This is a genomic window from Leptospira wolffii serovar Khorat str. Khorat-H2 (genome assembly GCF_000306115.2).
GTDB classification, from domain to species: Bacteria; Spirochaetota; Leptospiria; order Leptospirales; family Leptospiraceae; genus Leptospira_B; species Leptospira_B wolffii.
Window position 1 is genome coordinate 496,534 of the sequence record NZ_AKWX02000004.1, and the last position, 20,235, is coordinate 516,768.

The following is a 20,235-nucleotide window of genomic DNA, read 5'->3' on the forward strand; positions in this document are numbered from 1 at the left end:
CCAGTCTTTTCCCCGATCAGAAGTCGAAGTATATGAAAGGAATTTCTCCGTCAGGGCTAAGTAGAGCCATTATGAATACCAAAATAGGATACGTTCCGAACTCCAACCAAGCCGGGACTTCGATTCTCTTGCCTTTTTCGAAGAATAACCATCCCAGATAATGCCCGAAAACCACGCAGAGAATAGCGGGGATCCCCTGCTTTAACATATAAGGTCGTAGCTCCCCCGCTTGGTATACGTACATCCCGTGAATCATTGTCCAGGCGGAATGTATATTAGCGGATCGAAATATAACTCCGAAGGTGACCGCTACGATCGTAGCGTACATAATTCTCACCGGAGTGAGGGCCTTGGACCAGGAAGAGGAAAGAGTCAGATTTGGGAAGAATTTATTCTTCGCATCCTTTAGCAAAGATTCCAAAAGGAGGAAACCTCCCTGGATAGAGCCCCAAATGAAGAAGGTCCAATTGGCTCCGTGCCAAATTCCTCCTACAAACATGGTGAACCAAACGTTGAATCTATGCCTAAGGGCTCCGACCCGATTTCCCCCTAAGGAAAAATACACGTAATCCCTGAGCCAAGAAGAAAGAGTGATATGCCACCTTCTCCAGTGCTCGGTCACGCTTTGGGATAAATAAGGCATCCTGAAGTTCTCGGGTAATTCGTACCCCAAAAGCAATGCGGCAGAATAAGCCATATCCGTGTATCCGCTAAAATCACAGTATACCTGCACCCAGAAAAGAAACGCGGCGAGCCATAAGGCTTCGGTGGAATAAGAGTCCGGATTCTTAAAAATCAAATCCGAGATCGGAGAGATATTATCGGAAAGGACGACCTTCTTGAAATATCCCATCAGAAAATAACGGATCGCCTTTCTAAAGGGTATATCCTCCAATCTCTTTTCAGTATGCAACTGGGGAAGAAAAGACTTGGCCGTCACGATGGGTCCCGCTACCAATTGTGGGAAGAAAGATACGAATAATGCGAATCGTATGAAATTCTTTTCGGAAGGAATGACTCCGCGATATACGTCTATCGTATAACTCAAACTCTGGAAGGTATAAAAGGAAACTCCGACGGGAAGAACGATTTTGAGAACCGGAAATATCGCCTCCCAGCCCAAAGAGACTAGAAGAGCGTTTAAGTTGGAGCTTAGGAATTCGTAATATTTGAAAAATCCTAATATGAAAACCAGATTCAGGACCAAGCTGATCACGATCATCCATTTGCGAAAGCGAGGATTCTTAGATTCGTGTATCAGATCCGCAAGAACGAAGTCGATTACGGTGGAAAGTAATATGAGTCCTCCGAACTTCCAGTTCCAACTCATATAGAAAACGTAACTTACTATAAGTAGAAAAACGTGGATTACGGATTTACGGATCTCCGGATTCCGGAAAAGGACGGGCAATACGAACCAATGTACCAGGAAAACGAAGGAGAAGAAAAGGAAGAATTCCAGAGTTGGAAAAATCAATTGTGCGTCCCTAGTTCGGCGCGGATCCGAATCTCGAATGCACGCGCTCTTTCTTAAAACAGAGCTCTCGATCCAGAAATCCCGGAAGGGAAACAAGGTCAAGGTATTCTCGCATCCCGTTTTTTCTTCCGAGAGAAGACTCTCCTAAGGACTTTTCATTTTTGATCGCCGAGTCTCTCTTCTTCGTGGAATTATCTTGCAAGATTTTTCCTTTTCTTAGCTAATAGCTTCGCATCCTAGCGTGTATCAAAGGAGTTCGATCCCAGATGATAAAAAAAACCTTACAAAAAACCATTCTGTCCTTCGTACTGGTGGGCCTTAGCTTCGGCTCCCTGGCGAACTGTTTCGGTAAATTCGCCGTAGTCCGCGCTTTTTATAACGCCAACGACGGTATCAATATCGGAGGCGGCCTTCTCGCAAAAATCATTAAGACGATCCTATTCTGGATCCCTTTCTCCTTCCTAATGGGAATCGGAGCATTCTTCGATCTTTTCCTTTTTAACCTGATCGAATTCTGGTCCGGAAGCAACCCTGTAGGATTGAACGAGTACGACAAGGAAGGAAAATACGTTAAGACTTTCGAACAAGACGGCGAGAAACTCACTCTTGTTTATTCCAACTTCGGATCCAGATTGGATCTAACCACCGTTTCCAAAGAAGGAAAAGGCGAGACTCTTTCCACTTTCCGCGATCAGCCCGGAAAATTCTTCGTTGAAAGAGACGGCAAGCTTTCCGAAGTGGAAGTCAGCTCCCAAACCGTCGGATCCAAAGTGATCCTAAAACTGACCGAGCAAGGAAAATTAAAATCTTCTAAAGTGGTTGAGTCCAAAACCCTGGAAGAATTGGAACTCAGAGCTGCGGGAACTCTCTAATCTCCGCGAAAAACTTCGCCCCGATCCGGGGCGAAGGCCTCTTATTTACCTACGAATCGGCTCTCCAATTTTAATACGGAGAACTTCCCGAGCCCTCTTTTGGAAAACCAGCCCTTATTTGCCTCCACCGCATAAAGCACCTTCTCGCTGGAGTGGTAAAGAATCTTAGTCTGATTGGGTTGCATCTCGTGCATATCCGTAAGCCTCTTGTCCCTGTTGAAATAGGCGATGCTTAAGGGAATGTAAGTATTCTTCATCCAGAATGTAAGATGGTCCTCACTAGGAAAGATGAAGATCATTCCTTCATTCTCCCCCATTTTCTTCCGAAACATCAATCCCCTTTGACGGCTTTCTTCCGTATTGGCCACTTCCACTAAAAGAGGATGCTCCCCGATATAGATGGTCGTCTTTTCCAGATATAAGGGAGAATGATATTCTCCCTTGCCAGCAATTGGGACGAGAAAGAGAAGCCATACTAGATGTTTCGAAAAACGGATCATCGTTTCAGAATTTAGGAGCCCGCTTCTCCAAGAACGCTCCCATTCCTTCCTTGGATTCTTTTCCGGAGAAGAGTTTTGAGAATTCCTTTCTTTCCAATTCTTCCCCTTTGGAAAGCTCCAGATCCAATCCTTTCTGTATCACTCTCTTAGCGATTTGCACGGCGACCGGTCCCTTCTTCAGAATGGATTCCGCCATAGCCTTTGCGGTTCCGATCAGGTCGTCGCCTTCTTTAACAAGTTTATTTAATATACCGATTCTATAAGCCTCTTCCGCACCGATCATATCACCCGTGAAGACGATTTCGGCGGCTCTTCCGTATCCGATGAGTCGAGCCAATCTCTGGGTTCCTCCGAATCCGGGGATGAGTCCCAAAGAAACTTCCGGAAGACCTAACTTAGCTTTCTCGGATCCGATACGTATATCGCAAGCCAGCGCCAATTCCAAGCCTCCGCCCAGTGCGAATCCGTTCACTGCGGCGATGGAAACCAAAGGACTGTTTTGGATAATGTCGAATACTTCCTGACCGAGACCTCCGAATAGATCCGCGCCCAGTTCGTCCATGTCTCTCATCTTCGCGATGTCCGCTCCGGCCACGAACGCTTTACCTTGTCCGGTAAGAATTACTACTCGAATTCCGCCTTCTTTCTCCAAGGACTGGAATGTAGCTTTCAATTCTTTTAAAACATCCTCGTTCAACGCATTCAATGCGGAAGGACGGTTGATTTCCAATACTGCAAGAGAGCCTTGCTTGTTCACATTAATGAGTGATTCGCTCATTCTTTTTTACTCCATCTCGATGATAAGGAAAAGGGTGTCGTCTTCGAACTCGGCGTCTCCGAAAAAGGCCAAAAGTTCGGTCTGTACGAATTCCTTGAATTGTTTTAGGTCCCTCACGGACTTGTTTCTGTTCAGGATTTCTATCAGGCCTTCGCTTCCAAGCTGTTTTCCTTGCGGATTTCTATTCTCTATGAGGCCGTCCGTGTATAAGAACAATCTTTCTCCGGAAATAATGGGAACGGAAACCAATTCCGCGATCGGTCTCTTGATCCCGAACCCCAAGATACTTCCTGTCGTTTCAATCTCCCGGAACTCCTCCCCGTTCTGGGAATGTATCAGATACGGGTGTCCTCCGTTCGCAAAATGGATCTCCTTGGAGATAAAATCGAAGAAGATATATACCGCAGAGGCATGGTGGGACTTGAACTGCCGAAGCAGAGTCTCGTCCAAATATTCCAAAAGACGGACCGGGTGCAATTTCAATCGGTAAGGCATGGTAGCCACCATGATCTTGATGAAAGAGGCGACGAGGGCTGACGCGATCCCATGACCCGCGATATCCGTAAGAAACACTCCCGTGTTTCCTTCCCTTAATTGTATGAAATCGTAGAAATCTCCTCCGATTTCGTTGGGAGTGGACCGGAAGACTTCATAACGGAATCCCTTGATGCTGATCTCTTCAGGAAATAAGGTCTCCTGCACTTTTCTCGCAATCTGCAGCTCGTGTTGTAGGAACCTATACTCCGAATCCAACTCCGAGGAAATTCTCACCAATCTCCTAACGATGACAACGATCGCGGTTCCGATCAAACTTAGGATCAGATATACCATGTCAGGCACGAAAAGCACCAGAGGAAAACCGTGAATTGGGCCGTCTTTTAGTTTAAAGAAAACGAAACCTAGATGCAATAGAACGGAATAGAGCGCCGTCAAAAGACAGCCTTTTATTTTCAAACGAAACATTTGAAATAGTACGAGAAAGCCTACGAGCAGAAAATAATTATTATAAAGCTGTAAACTATGAAAATCGTCGAAAACGTAGAACGAGTCGTTTAGAATCAACATCACTAGAAACGTGATGGTGCAGTTTGTCCCGTGTATGACCGCGGGAAGATATTTTCTTTGGAAAGAAAGCACTATGCTGAGAACGTTCAGGCTCAATATGAGACCGAAATAAACCGCGGCACGTCCGGAATCCCTGACTTCCGGAATCAAAAGCAGAAGATATACCGAAAAATGCAGGAAGAACGCCAAACGAATAAAGGATTGGTCGATCCTGACGAAATCTTTCCAGGCGCTTACTTCCTTGTAATTGAATTCCTTCTCCAGGAAAGTCCAAGGATTGAGTATACCTACGGCTTTTTTATCGGATGGATTCATCTAATACGTATTCGACGATTTCTGATCCGTTCATTCTGAGAAGAACATTGTATCCGGATTCCAGATACTTATCCAATTTCTCGGCGAGTTCCAAACCTTCCTTAGCGTCCCGGACCCGGATGAAAAACGGAGAGGATTTGGATTTATAATTATAAGGAAATCTTTCATTAATCAGTAAAGTTAAGCGAAATCCTCCGGGTCGGGTTTCCAAAACGATATTGCTTACGTTCTTACGGTTGACGATTCTCTCCTGAACGGAAAGGCTCCAAGGATTCGTGACATCCGATACTAACGAAGTTCCGTTTGAAACCAGAAGGCCTGCGGAAAAAAACAAATGGGACCATCGCATACGGTTCGAGTCGGCCAAGCTGCCTTCGGATAAGTTTCCTGTATTCATGAGAAACAGGCACAAATCTTACAAGTGCGCCGAAGAATGCAAACCAATAACCCTGCATCGATCGCTTTAGTTTTTTGCGATGCAAAGAAAAATACTTTCCCTCTCCGCTAAAGTTTGGCAGTTTCCTTGCCGTATGTTTTTCGAACGCGTGAAGAAGTTCCTACCCGAAATGTGGCGATTCTTTGTCTTATCCATTCTAATTTTTACTATAGGCGACTGCGTCTTATTTAGAAAAGGAGAAAGGAATCCCTATGCGGAACTCTATACCGCTCTTCCGATTTCCCAATCGAAGAACTATGTCGGCTTGGAGAATACGGATTGGGAATCTAGGATTCTATCTCTGGATGAGAACGCCAAAAATTATGTGACTGCTCTGAATCGGATCGACGGTTTCGAGGAATCCCCTTCTCCTTCTTCTCTCTATCCTAAATTCCGCAAGGACCTAATCGCCGCGGTGAAAGCCATGCCTTCTCCTGTTCTAAATCTCATGAAAAAGAAATTGGTTCGGATCTATGTTTGCGAGGAGCTGGGAGGCAGCGCGGTTACGGGAATGGTCCGAGAAAAGGACAAAGTCATCGGGGGATTCGTCATTCTGGATGCGAAGACTCTGGATAAGAAAGCCAACGAATGGATTACATTTAAAGAAAACTCTATATATAAAAAAGAAGAAACGAGAATCCGTATGGAAATCGAATCTTCGAAAGACAATACTCGCCAAAATGCGATTCGTTATATTTTACTCCATGAATTCGGACATATACTTTCGGAAACGGAGAATATAGGCCCTAACTCGTTGCAGGATTACAGATCCTTTTCCGGATATCCTTTCTTTCATAATATTTGGATAACGGAGAAGTATGCAGAGTCGGATCGAACCGAATTTCCGATTCGACCTAAAATCCAATTCTATCGAAATTCCGTTTCTTTAGAGGAAGAATGGAGGAATATTTATCCGATCCTGGAAAATAGCATTTATCCCACATTATACGCGGCGAATAACGCGGACGACTTCTTTGCGGAATCTTTCGTATCTTACGTGCATGTGATTTTGGAGAAAAAACCCTGGAAGCTACAGGTAATTCGAAAAAATAAAATATTATTCGAAATGGGAAATGGGATCGAAAAACCGGCGTTAGACAAGCAAAGGGAAAGAATCGGAAGAATCTTCCTTAGATCCGATCTTCCTTAAAAAAATTGTATCGAGGGATTATAATTTGAATTTGTCCACGGAGCGAAGTAATCCTTCGGACTGACCGTGCATCTCTCCCGAATAAGAAGTAAGATCGTCCGCACCCGAAGCCACTTCCTGGGTTCCGTCAGAGATAGATACTATGGTTTTCGTGATCTCGTCCGTCGCTCTCTTCTGCTCCTGGACCGCTTCTTCTATCTGCAAGCTGAAACTCATAAGAGAATTAGCCGACTGATGGATATCCTCCGTATTCTTCTCTTGGGTTCTCACCGAATCCAAAACTTTCTTCGCGGATAATCCGAACGAATCCACGCTAGTCCTTAACTTGCGCAGTATCTCGCTCGCTTCCTTCACCTTACGGTTTCCGTTATGAACCGCATCGTTTGTCGAGTCGACAAGCCCGCCTATCTCTTGCACGGACGTGGATGTCTGGGAAGCAAGCTTGCCTATCTCTTCCGCGACCACCGCGAATCCTTTACCGGCATCTCCCGCCCTTGCCGCCTCTATCGCCGCATTGAGAGCCAATAGATTCGTCTTCTCGGATATTTCAGTGATTAAGGACAAGATCTCGTTGATACGACTCGCGCTCTCCGCGATCTCATCCATGGCCCGGTTCGTCTCCACCATCGCACTTTCTCCCGTGATCGCCCTCTCTTGAGATTCCGACGCCACTTGCGATAAAGTCTGCATCTCCGCGTTGATCGTGCCTATCTGTTCTCGGAGTAACACTACGTTCGTGTCTATCTCCTTCATATTCTCTATGGCTCTTTCCATGGACTTGCGAACATTCTCCGCGGATGCGGCGAGTTCCTCCACTGCGGCGCTCGATTCTTCCGCCGCCGAAGCTTGGGCCTGGGCTATATCGGAAAAATTACGAGACGACTCTGCCATCTGATCCGATGTGCTATTCAGTTTCTTGGACGAGGTCTTGATATCCTGGATGATCTTGGAGAGGTTCATCTTCATAGAATCCATCGATTTTAGAAGTTTGCCTATCTCGTCCTCCCTGGATGTTTCGGAAGACGCTGTCAGATCTCCATCCGCGATCTTTTCCGAGAAGCCTATCGCTTCCAAGAGGCCGCTCGTGATCAGACGATTGAAGATCAAATTCAGGATCAGTAGAATGATTACCATGATTACAAAAGAAGACAGAATCGTCTGTAACACCACTCCTCTCAGGTCCGACCAAAAAATGGAATCGGGGATCGCGACTTCCACCGCCCAGGATTTCTCGTAATTTCCGAGTACGAACGGAAAGAAATGATGCCCTTCTCCATCCCAATGCAAGGAAAACGGTTTTCCCGCCGCCATAGCCTCGGTGATCTCCCGCAAGCGCTCCTGATCGGGTATCATTTTGCCGACTAAAGCCGGATCCTTTCCGTTGGCGGCATAGGTGCCATTGGGAGAAATCAACGTTAGGTGCCCTTCTTCTCTAAAAGGACGAATCGGTCCCAGTAAAGATTGTAGATTGTCCATGGAGAGGTCCATGCCTACCACCCCCGCAAAGGAGTTATTTCGAATCACCGGCTTAACCAGGGATACCATGAGGACTTCCCTTCCCCCTACGGGATAAGCGAAAGGGTCGGCCACGAAATCCTTTCGCGTTTTCTTGGGAATATTATAGAAACCTCCCGATTCGTCCTCTTTATCGTAATAGATCACCGGTTCCACTTGGAGATCGTCTTTGGATTTATTGGCGTAGGGAATGAATCTGCCGCTAGCATCGTGATACGGCGCATTCTTGTATTTTCCGTCCTGGTCGTCGAAGGCATTCGGTTCGAATACCACCCAAGTACCGAAATAAAACGGATTCGCTCCGGCCAATTTTTTGAGAGCATCTACCGTTTCCGTTCTGCTTGGACGAGAGGTCTCCAGCATAAACTGGATTCCCCGAAGAGAGCCGAAGGCCAGATTCAGAAAGTCCTTTACTTCGTAGGCGAATCTTTCTCCCGCCATCTTGGATCCGGAATCCACCTGAGACTTCAGATTGAAATAGGATCCGAAGGAATTGATCGCGGTCAGAATAATCGACCCGGAAATCAAAACTACGGAAAGATATAATGAAATTCTAAATCTGATGCTCATCTCTCTACCTTACTTAGAAATTTTGACTAAAGCCTATACTGAACCAGACCAAATGGGCCGGTATCTTTTGCAATAGGTAGGACTCCCTTACTGATTGACGAAGTTGATCCGGTATGGAAGTAGAGGAGCTGATATAATCCAATACGAGCTGATTGGTAGGACCGTTCACTTTGGCGGGATCCACGATCTTTCCGTCCTTAGTACTTGTGTTTACGTATCCTCCCGTGGCTCCGTAATAATTATCCGTATCGTACATATACAGATTCGGTCTCCAAACGTCGGCAGCCTTTACGAAGAATTTTCCGAAAAAGAAAGTAAGAGTCGAAGTGATGTCCTGGATTCCGTATCGGTTATCCACGATATTATTGCTCATCGCGTAGCCTATATTCACTTGCGGAAGGATTCTAAAAAATTTATCCTGAAAGAACTCGTGCCCCATTGTTAAGGAAAGATAATTCTTACCCGCCATGAGCCCCGCATTCTCCTGTGAAAACTGGGTATAAAATGAAATCGTAGGATTCGCCCATTGCAAAAAAGGAAGTTTCCAGAAAAAGAAATATTCCTGCCAAGCCAATCGGGTGATCTGAGTGGACGGGTTATTGGCTCCCGAAACTCCCTGAGCCGCCGGGGAATTAAATCCTCCCAAAGCTGGAGATAGATAAGCATTACTCTTTTGGAATGTGTTGTAAAACCAAATCCCTGCGGTAAAGGTCCCCCAACTAGTCTTCTCGAAATTATAATAAAAAGCGTAGAATAGACCGTCCGATCTTTTCATACCGTTCTGTTCCTTCTTAAATCCCGGGACGTCGCCTCCGCATGTGGATCCGGTCTGAGCATTTCCCGCCAAAAAATTATTCTGGGTATCGTAGGGACAAGCGGAGTTCAGCGCATCTGGAGAAGGCGCCGAAAAAGGACTCAAAGAGCCGGCTGCTCCTTGTCCGGGATAAGCGGGCCCGGGACCGCCCGGATACATTTGGAATCTTCCGTCATTATCCCTGTCGTTTCTTTCCGTTAATTGAAAATTTCCCCAAAACTGTACCTGGAGCCCTTTCAAAGGAGTGTTAAAAGTCAGAGTGGGTTGATAAGAAGGTACGAAAGTCATAGCTCGATAACTCTCGTTGTTTCTTCTATTATTGATTTCTCCGGAGAAACTAAGTCCCCGCCAAATAAAGTCCGTCACCACTTCATGGATTACTTCTATGGAAGTATCCCCTCCGTTACCGTTGGAAGACCCGCCGCTCGGACCGTACATATTCGGGGGAGAAGTTTCCACATGGGATTGGGGAATATCCGAAACCCTAGTCGGAGGTTGGGTCTTCTTGTCGGGGGTCGCGGTAGCGGGAACGTTAGTAGTCGGTTTCCCTTTTTCATAGCTGACCTGGGCCACGAATTCCTTATCCAAAAATCTAACGAAATCCTCGTTCTCCGCGATCAGTACTTTTTCGTCGTCCTCCAATACAATCTTTCCTCGAACAATCTGACCGTTCTTTAAACGAACGAAATCCGCTCCTAAGATCTCGATAGAGGTTAGAAACATAACGCATAGGTATGCGAAAAACCGTGGATAATTCGGCCGAATTCCAGGGAACATAAATAGTTTTCTCCTAATAAAAAGGGCGGGCGACCCTTCTCCAAAATCGCTTCCGGATTCGAACGTAAGAAATCCGAACAGAGGAAACGGATTTTAATCAATGATGCGAATTATGGAAATTTCTTTTCAGTCCCATTCGAAAAAAAGAGAAAGCATTAAGTCCCTATGTTTCGGGAGGTTTCGGGAGAATTACGATTTTGCTAAACGAATCCGGGAAGGGTTCGCAAAAGGTTTTCTTTTGCCTTAATATTCCCATAGGGATTCCATACTCTAAGCACACTTGGGATAAGAACAGGTTCGAACCCTCCGCCCATTTTTTTATTTTCAAACGGATATTTTGGCCCTTTACTATGTGAACTGCGTGGAAACCAGAAAGAAAAAGAAATCCCCGAAAGATCCGGACAAAGAGCTCAAAGAGGCTCGCGAGAAAATCCGAGAATTGGAAGGAAAGATCAAAAATCTTTCTTCCGGTGCCAAATCGTATTCTCGCCTATTAAGGAATCTTCTGGATAACTCCCCTTCCGTCATAACCATCTTGGATTGTAAATCCGGACAATTCGTAGAAGTGAATTCCACCGCGGAAAAACTCTTCGGATATTCCAGAAAGGAATTTATGAAGATGGGTCCGGCCGATATCTCTCCCGAATTCCAACCGGGAGGGATGGATTCCAAATCGGCGGCTCTCGAAAAAATCAAACTCGCGCTCCAAGGAGATACCCCTACTTTCTTATGGGAGCATAGCCATAAGGATGGTACGTCCATTCCTTGCAGGATATATTTGGTTAAAGTCCCGGGCTCCAAGGCTTTGGTACAAGGAAACATCCTAGATCTGCGCCCAGATATGGAAAGAGACGCTCTCTCTCAAAGCAGACAACAAAAATTGGATCTAGTCATCAAATCGGCCGACCTGGGATTCTGGGATTGGAATATTCCGAAAGGCAGTCTTTCTCCTAATGAAAGATGGCTAACCTTACTCGGATTCGCCCCCAATGAGATCACTCCCGATTATCCTTTCTGGCAATCCAGAGTTCATCCGGAAGATTTTCCCAGGACGATCACTCTGCTACAGGAGCATCTAGAAGGAAAAACGGAACTTTTCGATACCGATTTTAGAATGTTATGTAAGGACGGATCCTATCGCTGGATTCGTTCCAGAGGAAAAGTCTGGGAGAGAAACGAGAAAGGAGAACCTATCCGAGCGCTCGGTATCCATTTAGATATCCACGAATCCAAGGAAATCGCCAGGCAATTGGCGGAGAAAGAAAGAACATTAGACGTCGCCGTCCAAGGCTCCAATCTCGGAATCTGGGACTATAATATAGCCAGCGGTGCTCATACCGTGGACGATAACTGGATCAGAATGATCGGTTACAATCCGGGAGAGATCGAACCGAGTTACGAATTTTGGGAGAATGCGCTCCATCCGGATGATAGGGAAAAAACGAACGAGTGTTGGAGAAAATACGCCGCGGGAGAATCGGAAGCTTATTCCGCGACCTTTCGGTTAAAATGCAAAGATGGATCCTATAAATGGATCATGACTCGCGGAAAAATCGCGGAGCAGGACGCGAAAGGAAGCGCGACACGAATCATCGGGATTCATATAGATCTGACCGAACAAAAGATGATCGAAGAGGAACTCAGGGAAACCAAACTCTTCTTGGATCGGGCCCAAAGAACCGCTAAAATAGGAAGCTGGGAATACGATACGAATTCCGGAAAGGTCACCGCTTCGGAGGGAATGATCCAGATCTTCGGGACGGATCAAGTCGGAGGTTCGAGAGGATTGGAAAGAATCCATCCGGACGACCAGGAAATGACCCTCGAACATTTCGCTCGATGCATAGAAGACGCCGTAGGAGGAGAGATAGAATACAAGATCGTAACTCCTTCCGGAGAGGAAAAAATCATTCTGAACCGCACCGACTTCATTAAGAACTCGGAAGGCAAGGTGCAAAAGTTATTAGGTACGATCCAAGACGTAACGCTGGAAAGAAATAGGGAAAAAGAGGAAAGAAAGAAAAGAGCCCTAGAACATTTGACCGCCTCCATTTCCGCAGATCTGATCAATCAACCTTCCTTGGAAATAGAGGAAGCAGTCCGGAACTCCATCGAAAGACTCACGAATTATTTCCAGATGAGTCGAGGAACTGTCATAACCTACGATCTGGAAAATCAGACTCGCCGAATATCGTTCGAATATGTCAGCCCTAATTCCAAATACCATGAAAAAAGTTGGGAAGGATTCCTTCCGGTTAACGTGGATAATCCTCAAACTCAGAAAATATTCTCCTCCGAAATCGTTCTCATAGAGGAGCAAGACATAGAGCGTATGGAGGAGGGATTACGAAATCTCATACGAAGATTCGAAATCTGTTTTTTGATCGCAGTACCTCTCCGATTGGAAGGAAGAGTGATCGGAGTATTGGTTCTTAGTAGCGAGAAAACGTTCGCCGATTCCGGAATCCATCTGGGACAATCGGAGGTATCGAGCCTAAGAGGGATCGGCGATATTCTTACGAACGCGTTGGAAAGAAAAAGGAAGAATTCGGAGCTAATCGCGGAAAGAGACCTCCTTTCTAGCATTATGGAGACGTCAGTTGCCGCGGTCACCGTTCTGAACCCTCAGGGAGAGATCCTCTACGCGAACGCTTCCGCAGAAAGAGTACTAGGACTAAGACTGGAATCCCTGAAACAAAGAAAATACAATTCTCCGGAATGGAAAGCTACTGCGATCGACGGAGGAGAATGGACTCCCGAAGACCAGCCCTTCGCAAGAGTTCTATCCACCGGGCAACCGGTTTCCGACGTAAGGCATGCGATAGAAGATACCCAAGGAAATAAGAAATATCTGTCCATAAACGGTGCTCCCGTCAAGGAACCTACGGGAGAAATCAAACTTCTCGTTTTTCTAATATTAGATATCACCGAATCGCTGCTTGCGGAACGGGCCTTACAACAAAGCGAAGAAAGATACAGAAGGGTCGCGGAACAAACGGGACAAATGGTTTACGATTACGATATTCCGAGCGGCAGAATCACTTGGGCCGGTGCCGTGGAAAAAATCACCGGCTATAATTTGAAGGAATTCCAGGAAGTCAACGGAGGCCTAATCACCGAATTCATTCATCCGGAAGATAGACAAAGAGTCGCCGATAGAATCCGGGAGGCTAAAGAGAACGGAGGTTATTTCACTTCAGAGTATAGATTCTTAAGAAAAGACGGCAAGTATATCATCGTGGAGGATAAAGGAGTATTCGTAATGAGTTCCCAATCCCAGAGCGATCGTCTTTTGGGGGCTATGGCGGACATTACGGAAAGAAGAAAGGCTCAAAATGATCTCATCGATTCGGAGGAAAGGCTACGTTTAGCTCTCAATTCTTCCAAGATGGGAACCTGGAGCTGGAACTTAACGAATCGTTCCGCTCATTGGTCTTCCGATACTGCCACAATCTTCGGATTTCCGATAACCGAGTTCGAGAAGAACGCCAATCTGTTCATGGAGTTAGTGCATCCGGAAGACAAGCAACTCATCCGAGAATCGGTAAGAGAAAGCCTAAGAGGCGGAAGAATCGACGTAAATCTGGAATTCCGGGTCTTTCATCCGGACGGAAGCATCCATTGGTTGGAAGTAAAAGGACAGGTCTACAGGAACGCAAAAAATCTTCCGAATAGAATGGCGGGAATTCTCGCGGACATCACCGACAGAAAGAAATCCGAGGAGAAATTGAAGGCGAGCGAGCTTCGGTTCCAGACATTCTATAGGTTCGCAAACGAAGCCATTCTGTTCATTAACCCTAGAACGGAGGAGATTCTGGATACGAATCCCGCCTTTTTAAGAATATTCAATTATACTCAAAAAGAAGCGACTACCGTCAAATCCACTTCCCTATTCACTGCGGATTCCTGGGCGGCATTACATGCGAGAATTCGTTCTTTCGAAAGCGCGGAGAATCTGGAATTACAAGCATTGCGAAAAAACGGCGCAGTATTCTCCTCATTGGGAAGTATTCATTTCTATACGGAGCGGGATTCCTTCGTGGCGGCGATCAGCCTTCTAGATACCTCGGCACTCCAAGAAGTGGAGGAATTGAAGGTTATCAACGACGAAATCTCGGTCAGAAACAAACTCATAGAAATGCAAAAGAACGAGTTGCAGGATACGTTGGAAAATCTGAAGAAAGCCCAGGCTCAACTCATACAATCCGAAAAAATGGCGGCCTTAGGACAATTGATCGCGGGAGTAGCTCACGAGATTAACAATCCGATCGGCGCCATCCAGGCTTCCAATCAGAACCTACAGGAATGTCTTATCCGTTTCCAAACCGTGCTTCCGGAAGTCCAAAATATTTTAGCCTCCATGGAAGAGGAGGAAGTGGAGTCCTTTCGGGGATTCCTGGAATTGGTAAGACAATCCAAAGAGCAGTTGACCGGAATGGAGGAGAGAAACACCAAAAAGGCGATCGTCTCCAAACTCCGCGAACTCGGAATCGTCTCTCACTACGTATTCGCCGATTCCCTTACCGATATGGGATTCCGGGACGTTCCGAATATAGCGGTTCGATTCCTCAAAAACGAGAAGGCCAATATTCTTTTGGAATATTCCAGCTTGGAAGCGTATTTCTTCGTGAATACGAATACGATCCGAATCGCCGTGGATAGGGTTTCTAAGATTCTATACGCTCTAAAGAATTTCTCCCATTTCGATACTGAATCGGAAAAGATACCTACTTCCATAACGGAGAATATAGAAACGGTTCTTACGATCTACCAAAACCAACTCAAAAAAGGGATACAGGTCACGAAGAATTACGGAAATATTCCGAAAATATTATGCTATCCGGACGATCTCATCCATGTCTGGACGAATCTCATCTACAATTCTTTGCAGGCCATGGATTTCAGAGGAGAGATCACCATTCAGACATACGTAAAAGGAGAACATGCCGTGGTGGAAATCACGGACACCGGTTCCGGAATTCCGACGGAGATCTTAGACAAGATCTTCCAGCCTTTCTTTACCACAAAATTGCCCGGGGAAGGAAGCGGTCTAGGATTGGATATAGTAAAGAAGATCGTGGAAAAACACGAAGGTAAAATAGAAGTGGAATCGGTTCCGGGCAAGACAACATTCCGCATTCTTCTCCCCTTAGTCAGTACGGAAGAATTTTTAGGCCTCCCCTCTTAATTTCATAACTTACATTTATCCGCGAAACGAAATAGTTCCTACGATTACGCAGGGGAATTTGTGAGAAGGCTCCCGGATTTTCCGAAATGCAAAACGTGAATTTTAGACGAAGCGAGGAAACGAAAAACGGAAAACTGTCCTACCGGGAATGCTTTCCCAAGTCCAACTTCCACCGTATTTCTTAGATATGGAAGCGGCCACCGCGAGCCCAATTCCTGCTCCTTCTCCTTCCGATTTTCCGGAAAATAAAGCTTCTCCTATTCTTTCTTTCAAACTGGAAGGTATACCCGGACCATTATCTTCCACCTCGCAGATCACTTTCGCATCGGCATCGAATATTCTGATCTTCAGATTTCCTTCTCCCGACATAGCCTGGTAAGCGTTATCCACCACCTGAGTCCAGAGACGGACCAAATCCTCTGGCACACATTTCATGACCGCATCGGAGATATAGAATCTCTCCACGAGAACCCTATTTCCCCCGGCGCCTTCGTAAACTCCCAGAACGGCTTCCATAGTATCTGAAAGTTTAACGAGTCTTTCAGAGCCTTCTTTTGCGATCCCGGAATATGTTTCCAACGCGGATACGATCTTGTACATTTTGTCGGTGGATCTGTGTATGACTTCTTCCGAAACGTAAATGCCTCTCATCGCCATAAAAAACTCGGAGATCCTATCCCACTCCTCGGATTCGCAGAGGATCAAAAGCGATTTCGGGCAACTCAAAAAACCGAGTTCGGCGATGATAGCGGCCTTATCCCCTGCGAGCGAAATCTCCTGCTCCTTCAGAAAAGCTTCGATCGCGTGTCTAGTCTGACGGAATTTCTTTCCTATGGTTTCCTTTCCATTTTCCAGAATTTCGCTCAAGGCTAAAGAGAATGCGGATCTCTCCGACTCCGCAGCCTGGGGTAAATAGATCATCAGAAAAGGCAAGAGTTCCACGATGCGAAGCGTATAAAAGGAAACGTTCTCTCTGGCAGCATTCATTGCGCCCAACGGATTATTGATCTGGTGACTGACCGCTCCCGAAATTCTTCCTATTGCGGCTAATCTTTCGTTTCTAAGAAGAATTTCCTGGGTAGCTTTCAATTCTCCCAATGCCGTTTCCAATTCTTCCTTTTGCAGACGTATGATCTCGTTTCTGGAATTGATCTCCTTGGATTCCCTTAGGATCTTTTCGGAACGCAACTGTTGGTCGATGGCAAGCAGGAGTTTCTCCTTCATATTCTCCAATGTTACGAAAAGATGATATATTTCGTCCTTAAATTCCCGGTTCGGAATCTGGGCCAAGAAGTCTCCGCCGCCCAAGGAGTCCGCAAAGCCGGAAGCGGAAGAGATCCCTTCCGAAACGTATCTACAGAAAAAGCGATCTATAAAATACAAACATACGGGCAATAGCGTAAAAGTGATCAGCAAGGATCTGAAGACAATGGACCATAGATCGCTCCATAAAACGGAGTCCGGAACGAATACTTCGATACCCCAGTACTCGCTATAATTCCCCGCTCGGAAAGGAAAGATATAGATCTGCCCGTTTTCTCCCGCGTAACCGAAAGGTTGTTCTTTCTGTAACAGATTCCGGATATTAGATCGAACTTCCGAAGATCCCGCGGCTTTTCCCTGTAAAATAGCTTTTCCTCCGTGGGTCGCGTATTTACCGCCTGGAGATATAAGGGCCAGATAACCTTTGTCTCCGAAGGGTTTTCTCAAGAAGAATTCTTTCTCCAAATCCGCCAAACGCAGATCCAATCCGACCACACCCGCAAATCTACCCCCTCGAATCACAGGCCTCGCTAAAGAAATCAAGAACGTATTCCTTCCGTCCACCGGATAGGAGTAAGGCTCGCCCATATAGTCGTTCATCGTCTTCTTGGGAACTTGGTAATAATCGGCGGTGCCGTCCGTCTTTTCGAATCCCAGGATAGGATCGACCTTTATTATTTCAGAATTTTCTAAATCACGATGGAAATACGGAATGAATCGACCCGTCGGTCCCGAGCCTTTCCTACCTATGTATCGGAAATCCGGACCGTCGAAGCTATTCGCCTCGAATATGGTCCAGGATCCGAGAAAGCGTTTGTCCTTTTCGAACATTTCCAGAAGTTCCTTCTCGGCGGATTCCCTAGAAGGACGAGTGAGTTCCCAGCGCGTTTTCAGATTGGCAAGACGATTCATCCCGTCGGAGAAAACCCTGCGAACTTCGAAGGATGCGGCCTCCGCCTTAGCCATAGCTGTTTCCTGAGAGGAGACGCGGGCGTCGTAATAGGAAAATACGACTACTATTAAGGTAAGAGTTACGGAGAACGTAATTAGAACAGCTGCACAGTAGATAGAGAAGCGCGTCCTCAGGCTCACGAAAAAAAGCCTACCTATCGATTACTTAAGAGCGGAAGTTATGGTGGTGACTAGTTCTTTTTCGTCCCAGGGTTTTTTCAGATAACTATAAAGATTGATTTCCTTCTTTAAAGCTTCTACAGACGCGATATCCGCATGACCTGTGATGATGATTTTTTGGATTTCCGGATATCTTTGGTGAATGATTCTAAGAAATTCATCCCCCTTAATATTAGGCATGAGCCAATCGGATATGACGATTAGGATCTTAACGCCTTCCGTTACGAGTTCTTCGATGATCTGCATCGCTTCGGAAGCGTCCAAAGCAGTCTCATATCTGTAAGTATCTCCCAAATGGCGTTTCACCTGGGACTTCATACTCATTAAGATAAGAGCTTCATCATCGACAAATAAGATCGCTTTTTCCACCGCTCCCCCGGGCCACACAATAATTTAGACGAATAAAAAAGAGACTTCCCCCCGGGAAAAACCCGGAGCAAAAACAAGGATAGTGCCGCAATCGAACAAGCTTGCAACTCATTTTCGTCTTAGTCTCTAGAATAGACGATTTTATATCCGCTTCTCCAGAAACTAATCCAAAGTATCTATTCTCCCGCTTTTCCGCAAATTGAGAAGAATAGACCGGAAGTCGAGAAAATCAGAATTCAGTCAATAATTTTTATCTGAGTGGCCACTATATCGGGAGAAGGCTGCATGATCAGGTATCCCTGAGAATATTCTATGCCTAGGGACCTTACGACCTGCAATTCTTCCGGGGTGGATACGAATTCGGCGATGACTTTAGCGCCGATCCTATGTGCGAGTTCGGTGATCGCAGAAGTAAGTATGAAAGCGGTACGGTTTCTTTCCAAGGATTGGATGAATTTTCCGTCGATTTTAATGAAATCGGGTTGGATCTCCAACAAACGGGAAAAGTTGGAATGCTCCACTCCGAAATCGTCGATCGCGATATGGGCCCCCAGGTCTTTCAATTCATGAATAATATCCAATCTTTCCGGATTCCCCTGAAAACTGGCAGTCTCCAGGATTTCGAAAGTCACCCTATCCGGATGGATTCCGAAATGCTCCATTCTGGCCGCGGCCCATTTGGGAAAACTGGGGCTTTCCAATTCAGTTTCGGAAAGATTGATGGAGAAAGAATAATGAGAATCCGCAAATTTCCGAAGCGCCTTCTCGAAAAGAATAGGACTGATTCTTCTTAAAAGTCCCGTGGATTTGGCAAGATAAAGAAAAGTGGAAGGGGCGAACACTTTTCCGTCTTCTATGATCCGAGCCAGGCACTCGAACTTTTCCACCTTACCGGTCTTATTGTCCATAATCCCTTGGAAGTAAGGAACGATATTGCCGGAATGTATGGCGTTATTCAGACGCTTGCCGAGATCCATATTTATCTTGTACAAATCCTGATCGTCCATCTTTTCCGAATAAGAATGGATTCCGGATCGGGTATCGAATTCGGGCTCTTGGCTCGCCTTTACGAGAGCAAGTCTCGCCTTATAATATAAATCGTTTTTCCCCGTTGCGGTGGCGATCGTTGCGTTGATCCGGAAGGAAATTCCGGACGCCATCCAATAGTCGGAACGCAAAAGGATCCGGAAAGCTATGAGATGAGGTAGGAACTCCTCCTCCGGGACCTTGGATAGAACGGCGACCTCGTCCTCGTAAACGTGAAAGATGTCTCCGTAATTTCCCAAAATGGATTGCATAGAATCCAGAAATTTCTTCATGAGATCCCTGTATAAGGAGACCCCGAAATCGCGGGTGGTCAAAGAAGTGGATTCGATCCGTATCAAAGCGAGTAACGAATCCTTGGGTTCGGATTCCAAGGATTCCAATTTTCTGCGCAAAGATTCCAGATTTGGAAGTCCGGATTCCCGATTGAAAAGCAGCGCCTCTTCCAGCTTGCGATTCAAGTCCGAAAGAGAAAGATCGGATTCATAGGAGCGGATCGCTTCTCTAACGGTAAGCAATAGATCGTTGGAATCCCAGGGTTTGGAAAGATATCTGTAAAGATTGGCGTGGTTTAAGGCGTTTCCCACCGATTCGGCGGTGGCCTGCCCTGTGAGCATGATTTTTCGTGTGGAGGGATTGGTCTCGTGGACCTTAATGAGAAACTCGTCCCCTCGAATGCCAGGCATTACCTGATCGCTTAAGATCACGGGGATATGTGTGCCCAATTGGTTACATTCTTCAACGATTTGGAGAGCCAGTTCCGCGCTATCCGCTGCCTCGATCTGGTAATCCTTTCCGAATGCGGACTTCAATTGTTCCTTCAGACCGCGAAGAATGATCAACTCGTCGTCTACGCATAAGATCACCGACCGCTTCGGGGTACCAGACTCGATTGATCCGTTCTCGGAAGGTTTCACAGAGCTCCTTGGACTTCGGTATTAGACGCAAAAAAAGATTTCCGAACCGGGGGG

General features: G+C 46.0%; 13 protein-coding genes. 3 read left to right on the forward strand and 10 right to left on the reverse strand.

The features are described from left to right. Positions 1 to 16: 16 nt before the first annotated feature. Positions 17 to 1,477 carry an MBOAT family O-acyltransferase gene (locus LEP1GSC061_RS02345; protein WP_040507630.1) on the reverse strand — a complete coding sequence of 487 codons (1,461 nt, stop codon included), beginning with the start codon at positions 1,475 to 1,477 and terminating at the stop codon, positions 17 to 19. 266 nt (positions 1,478 to 1,743) lie between these two features. Between LEP1GSC061_RS02345 and LEP1GSC061_RS02355 the strand changes: the two genes are divergently transcribed. After that, on the forward strand, positions 1,744 to 2,349 hold the full coding sequence (locus tag LEP1GSC061_RS02355; protein ID WP_016543751.1) for a DUF3332 family protein: 606 nt from the start codon (positions 1,744 to 1,746) through the stop codon (positions 2,347 to 2,349). A gap of 41 nt (positions 2,350 to 2,390) precedes the next feature. Here LEP1GSC061_RS02355 and LEP1GSC061_RS02360 read toward each other — a convergent pair whose 3' ends face one another. From LEP1GSC061_RS02360 to LEP1GSC061_RS02375, 4 genes are read right to left on the reverse strand one after another with little or no spacing between them, the layout of a single operon-like run. Next, positions 2,391 to 2,849 (reverse strand): DUF192 domain-containing protein, encoded by a 459-nt coding sequence (locus LEP1GSC061_RS02360; RefSeq protein WP_016544045.1) that lies wholly within the window; start codon positions 2,847 to 2,849, stop codon positions 2,391 to 2,393. Between the two features lie 4 nt (positions 2,850 to 2,853). After that, on the reverse strand, positions 2,854 to 3,627 hold the full coding sequence (locus LEP1GSC061_RS02365; RefSeq protein WP_016544091.1) for an enoyl-CoA hydratase-related protein: 774 nt from the start codon (positions 3,625 to 3,627) through the stop codon (positions 2,854 to 2,856). Between the two features lie 6 nt (positions 3,628 to 3,633). Beyond that, positions 3,634 to 5,007 (reverse strand): PP2C family protein-serine/threonine phosphatase, encoded by a 1,374-nt coding sequence (locus LEP1GSC061_RS02370; RefSeq protein WP_016543321.1) that lies wholly within the window; start codon positions 5,005 to 5,007, stop codon positions 3,634 to 3,636. Next, positions 4,991 to 5,356 (reverse strand): hypothetical protein, encoded by a 366-nt coding sequence (locus tag LEP1GSC061_RS02375; RefSeq protein ID WP_052006469.1) that lies wholly within the window; start codon positions 5,354 to 5,356, stop codon positions 4,991 to 4,993. Before LEP1GSC061_RS02375 ends, LEP1GSC061_RS02370 begins: the two co-directional genes overlap by 17 nt. 181 nt (positions 5,357 to 5,537) lie before the next feature. Here LEP1GSC061_RS02375 and LEP1GSC061_RS02380 point away from each other — a divergent pair, with 181 nt between their 5' ends. Then, positions 5,538 to 6,593 carry a hypothetical protein gene (locus tag LEP1GSC061_RS02380; RefSeq protein WP_232218346.1) on the forward strand — a complete coding sequence of 352 codons (1,056 nt, stop codon included), beginning with the start codon at positions 5,538 to 5,540 and terminating at the stop codon, positions 6,591 to 6,593. 18 nt (positions 6,594 to 6,611) lie between these two features. Here LEP1GSC061_RS02380 and LEP1GSC061_RS02385 read toward each other — a convergent pair whose 3' ends face one another. Next, positions 6,612 to 8,678 (reverse strand): methyl-accepting chemotaxis protein, encoded by a 2,067-nt coding sequence (locus LEP1GSC061_RS02385; RefSeq protein WP_016543986.1) that lies wholly within the window; start codon positions 8,676 to 8,678, stop codon positions 6,612 to 6,614. A 13-nt stretch (positions 8,679 to 8,691) separates the two neighbouring features. Further along, positions 8,692 to 10,269, reverse strand: a complete 1,578-nt coding sequence (locus LEP1GSC061_RS02390; RefSeq protein WP_375517547.1) for an LA_0442/LA_0875 N-terminal domain-containing protein — start codon at positions 10,267 to 10,269, stop codon at positions 8,692 to 8,694. 337 nt (positions 10,270 to 10,606) lie between these two features. Here LEP1GSC061_RS02390 and LEP1GSC061_RS20765 point away from each other — a divergent pair, with 337 nt between their 5' ends. After that, the gene (locus LEP1GSC061_RS20765; RefSeq protein WP_016543695.1) at positions 10,607 to 15,457 is read left to right on the forward strand and encodes a PAS domain-containing protein; all 4,851 of its coding nucleotides are present in this window, start codon (positions 10,607 to 10,609) and stop codon (positions 15,455 to 15,457) included. A 102-nt stretch (positions 15,458 to 15,559) separates the two neighbouring features. On the opposite strand, the gene LEP1GSC061_RS02400 is transcribed toward LEP1GSC061_RS20765, so the two are convergent. The 3 genes from LEP1GSC061_RS02400 to LEP1GSC061_RS02410 form a co-directional block, all read right to left on the reverse strand. Further along, entirely contained in the window at positions 15,560 to 17,812 is a 2,253-nt protein-coding gene (locus LEP1GSC061_RS02400; RefSeq protein ID WP_040507633.1) for an ATP-binding protein, read from the reverse strand. Positions 17,813 to 17,833: 21 nt separating this feature from the next. Beyond that, positions 17,834 to 18,220 carry a response regulator gene (locus LEP1GSC061_RS02405; RefSeq protein WP_040507976.1) on the reverse strand — a complete coding sequence of 129 codons (387 nt, stop codon included), beginning with the start codon at positions 18,218 to 18,220 and terminating at the stop codon, positions 17,834 to 17,836. A 236-nt stretch (positions 18,221 to 18,456) separates the two neighbouring features. Further along, positions 18,457 to 20,181, reverse strand: coding sequence for an EAL domain-containing response regulator (locus tag LEP1GSC061_RS02410; RefSeq protein ID WP_052006471.1), 1,725 nt, complete (start codon positions 20,179 to 20,181; stop codon positions 18,457 to 18,459). Positions 20,182 to 20,235: the final 54 nt, after the last annotated feature.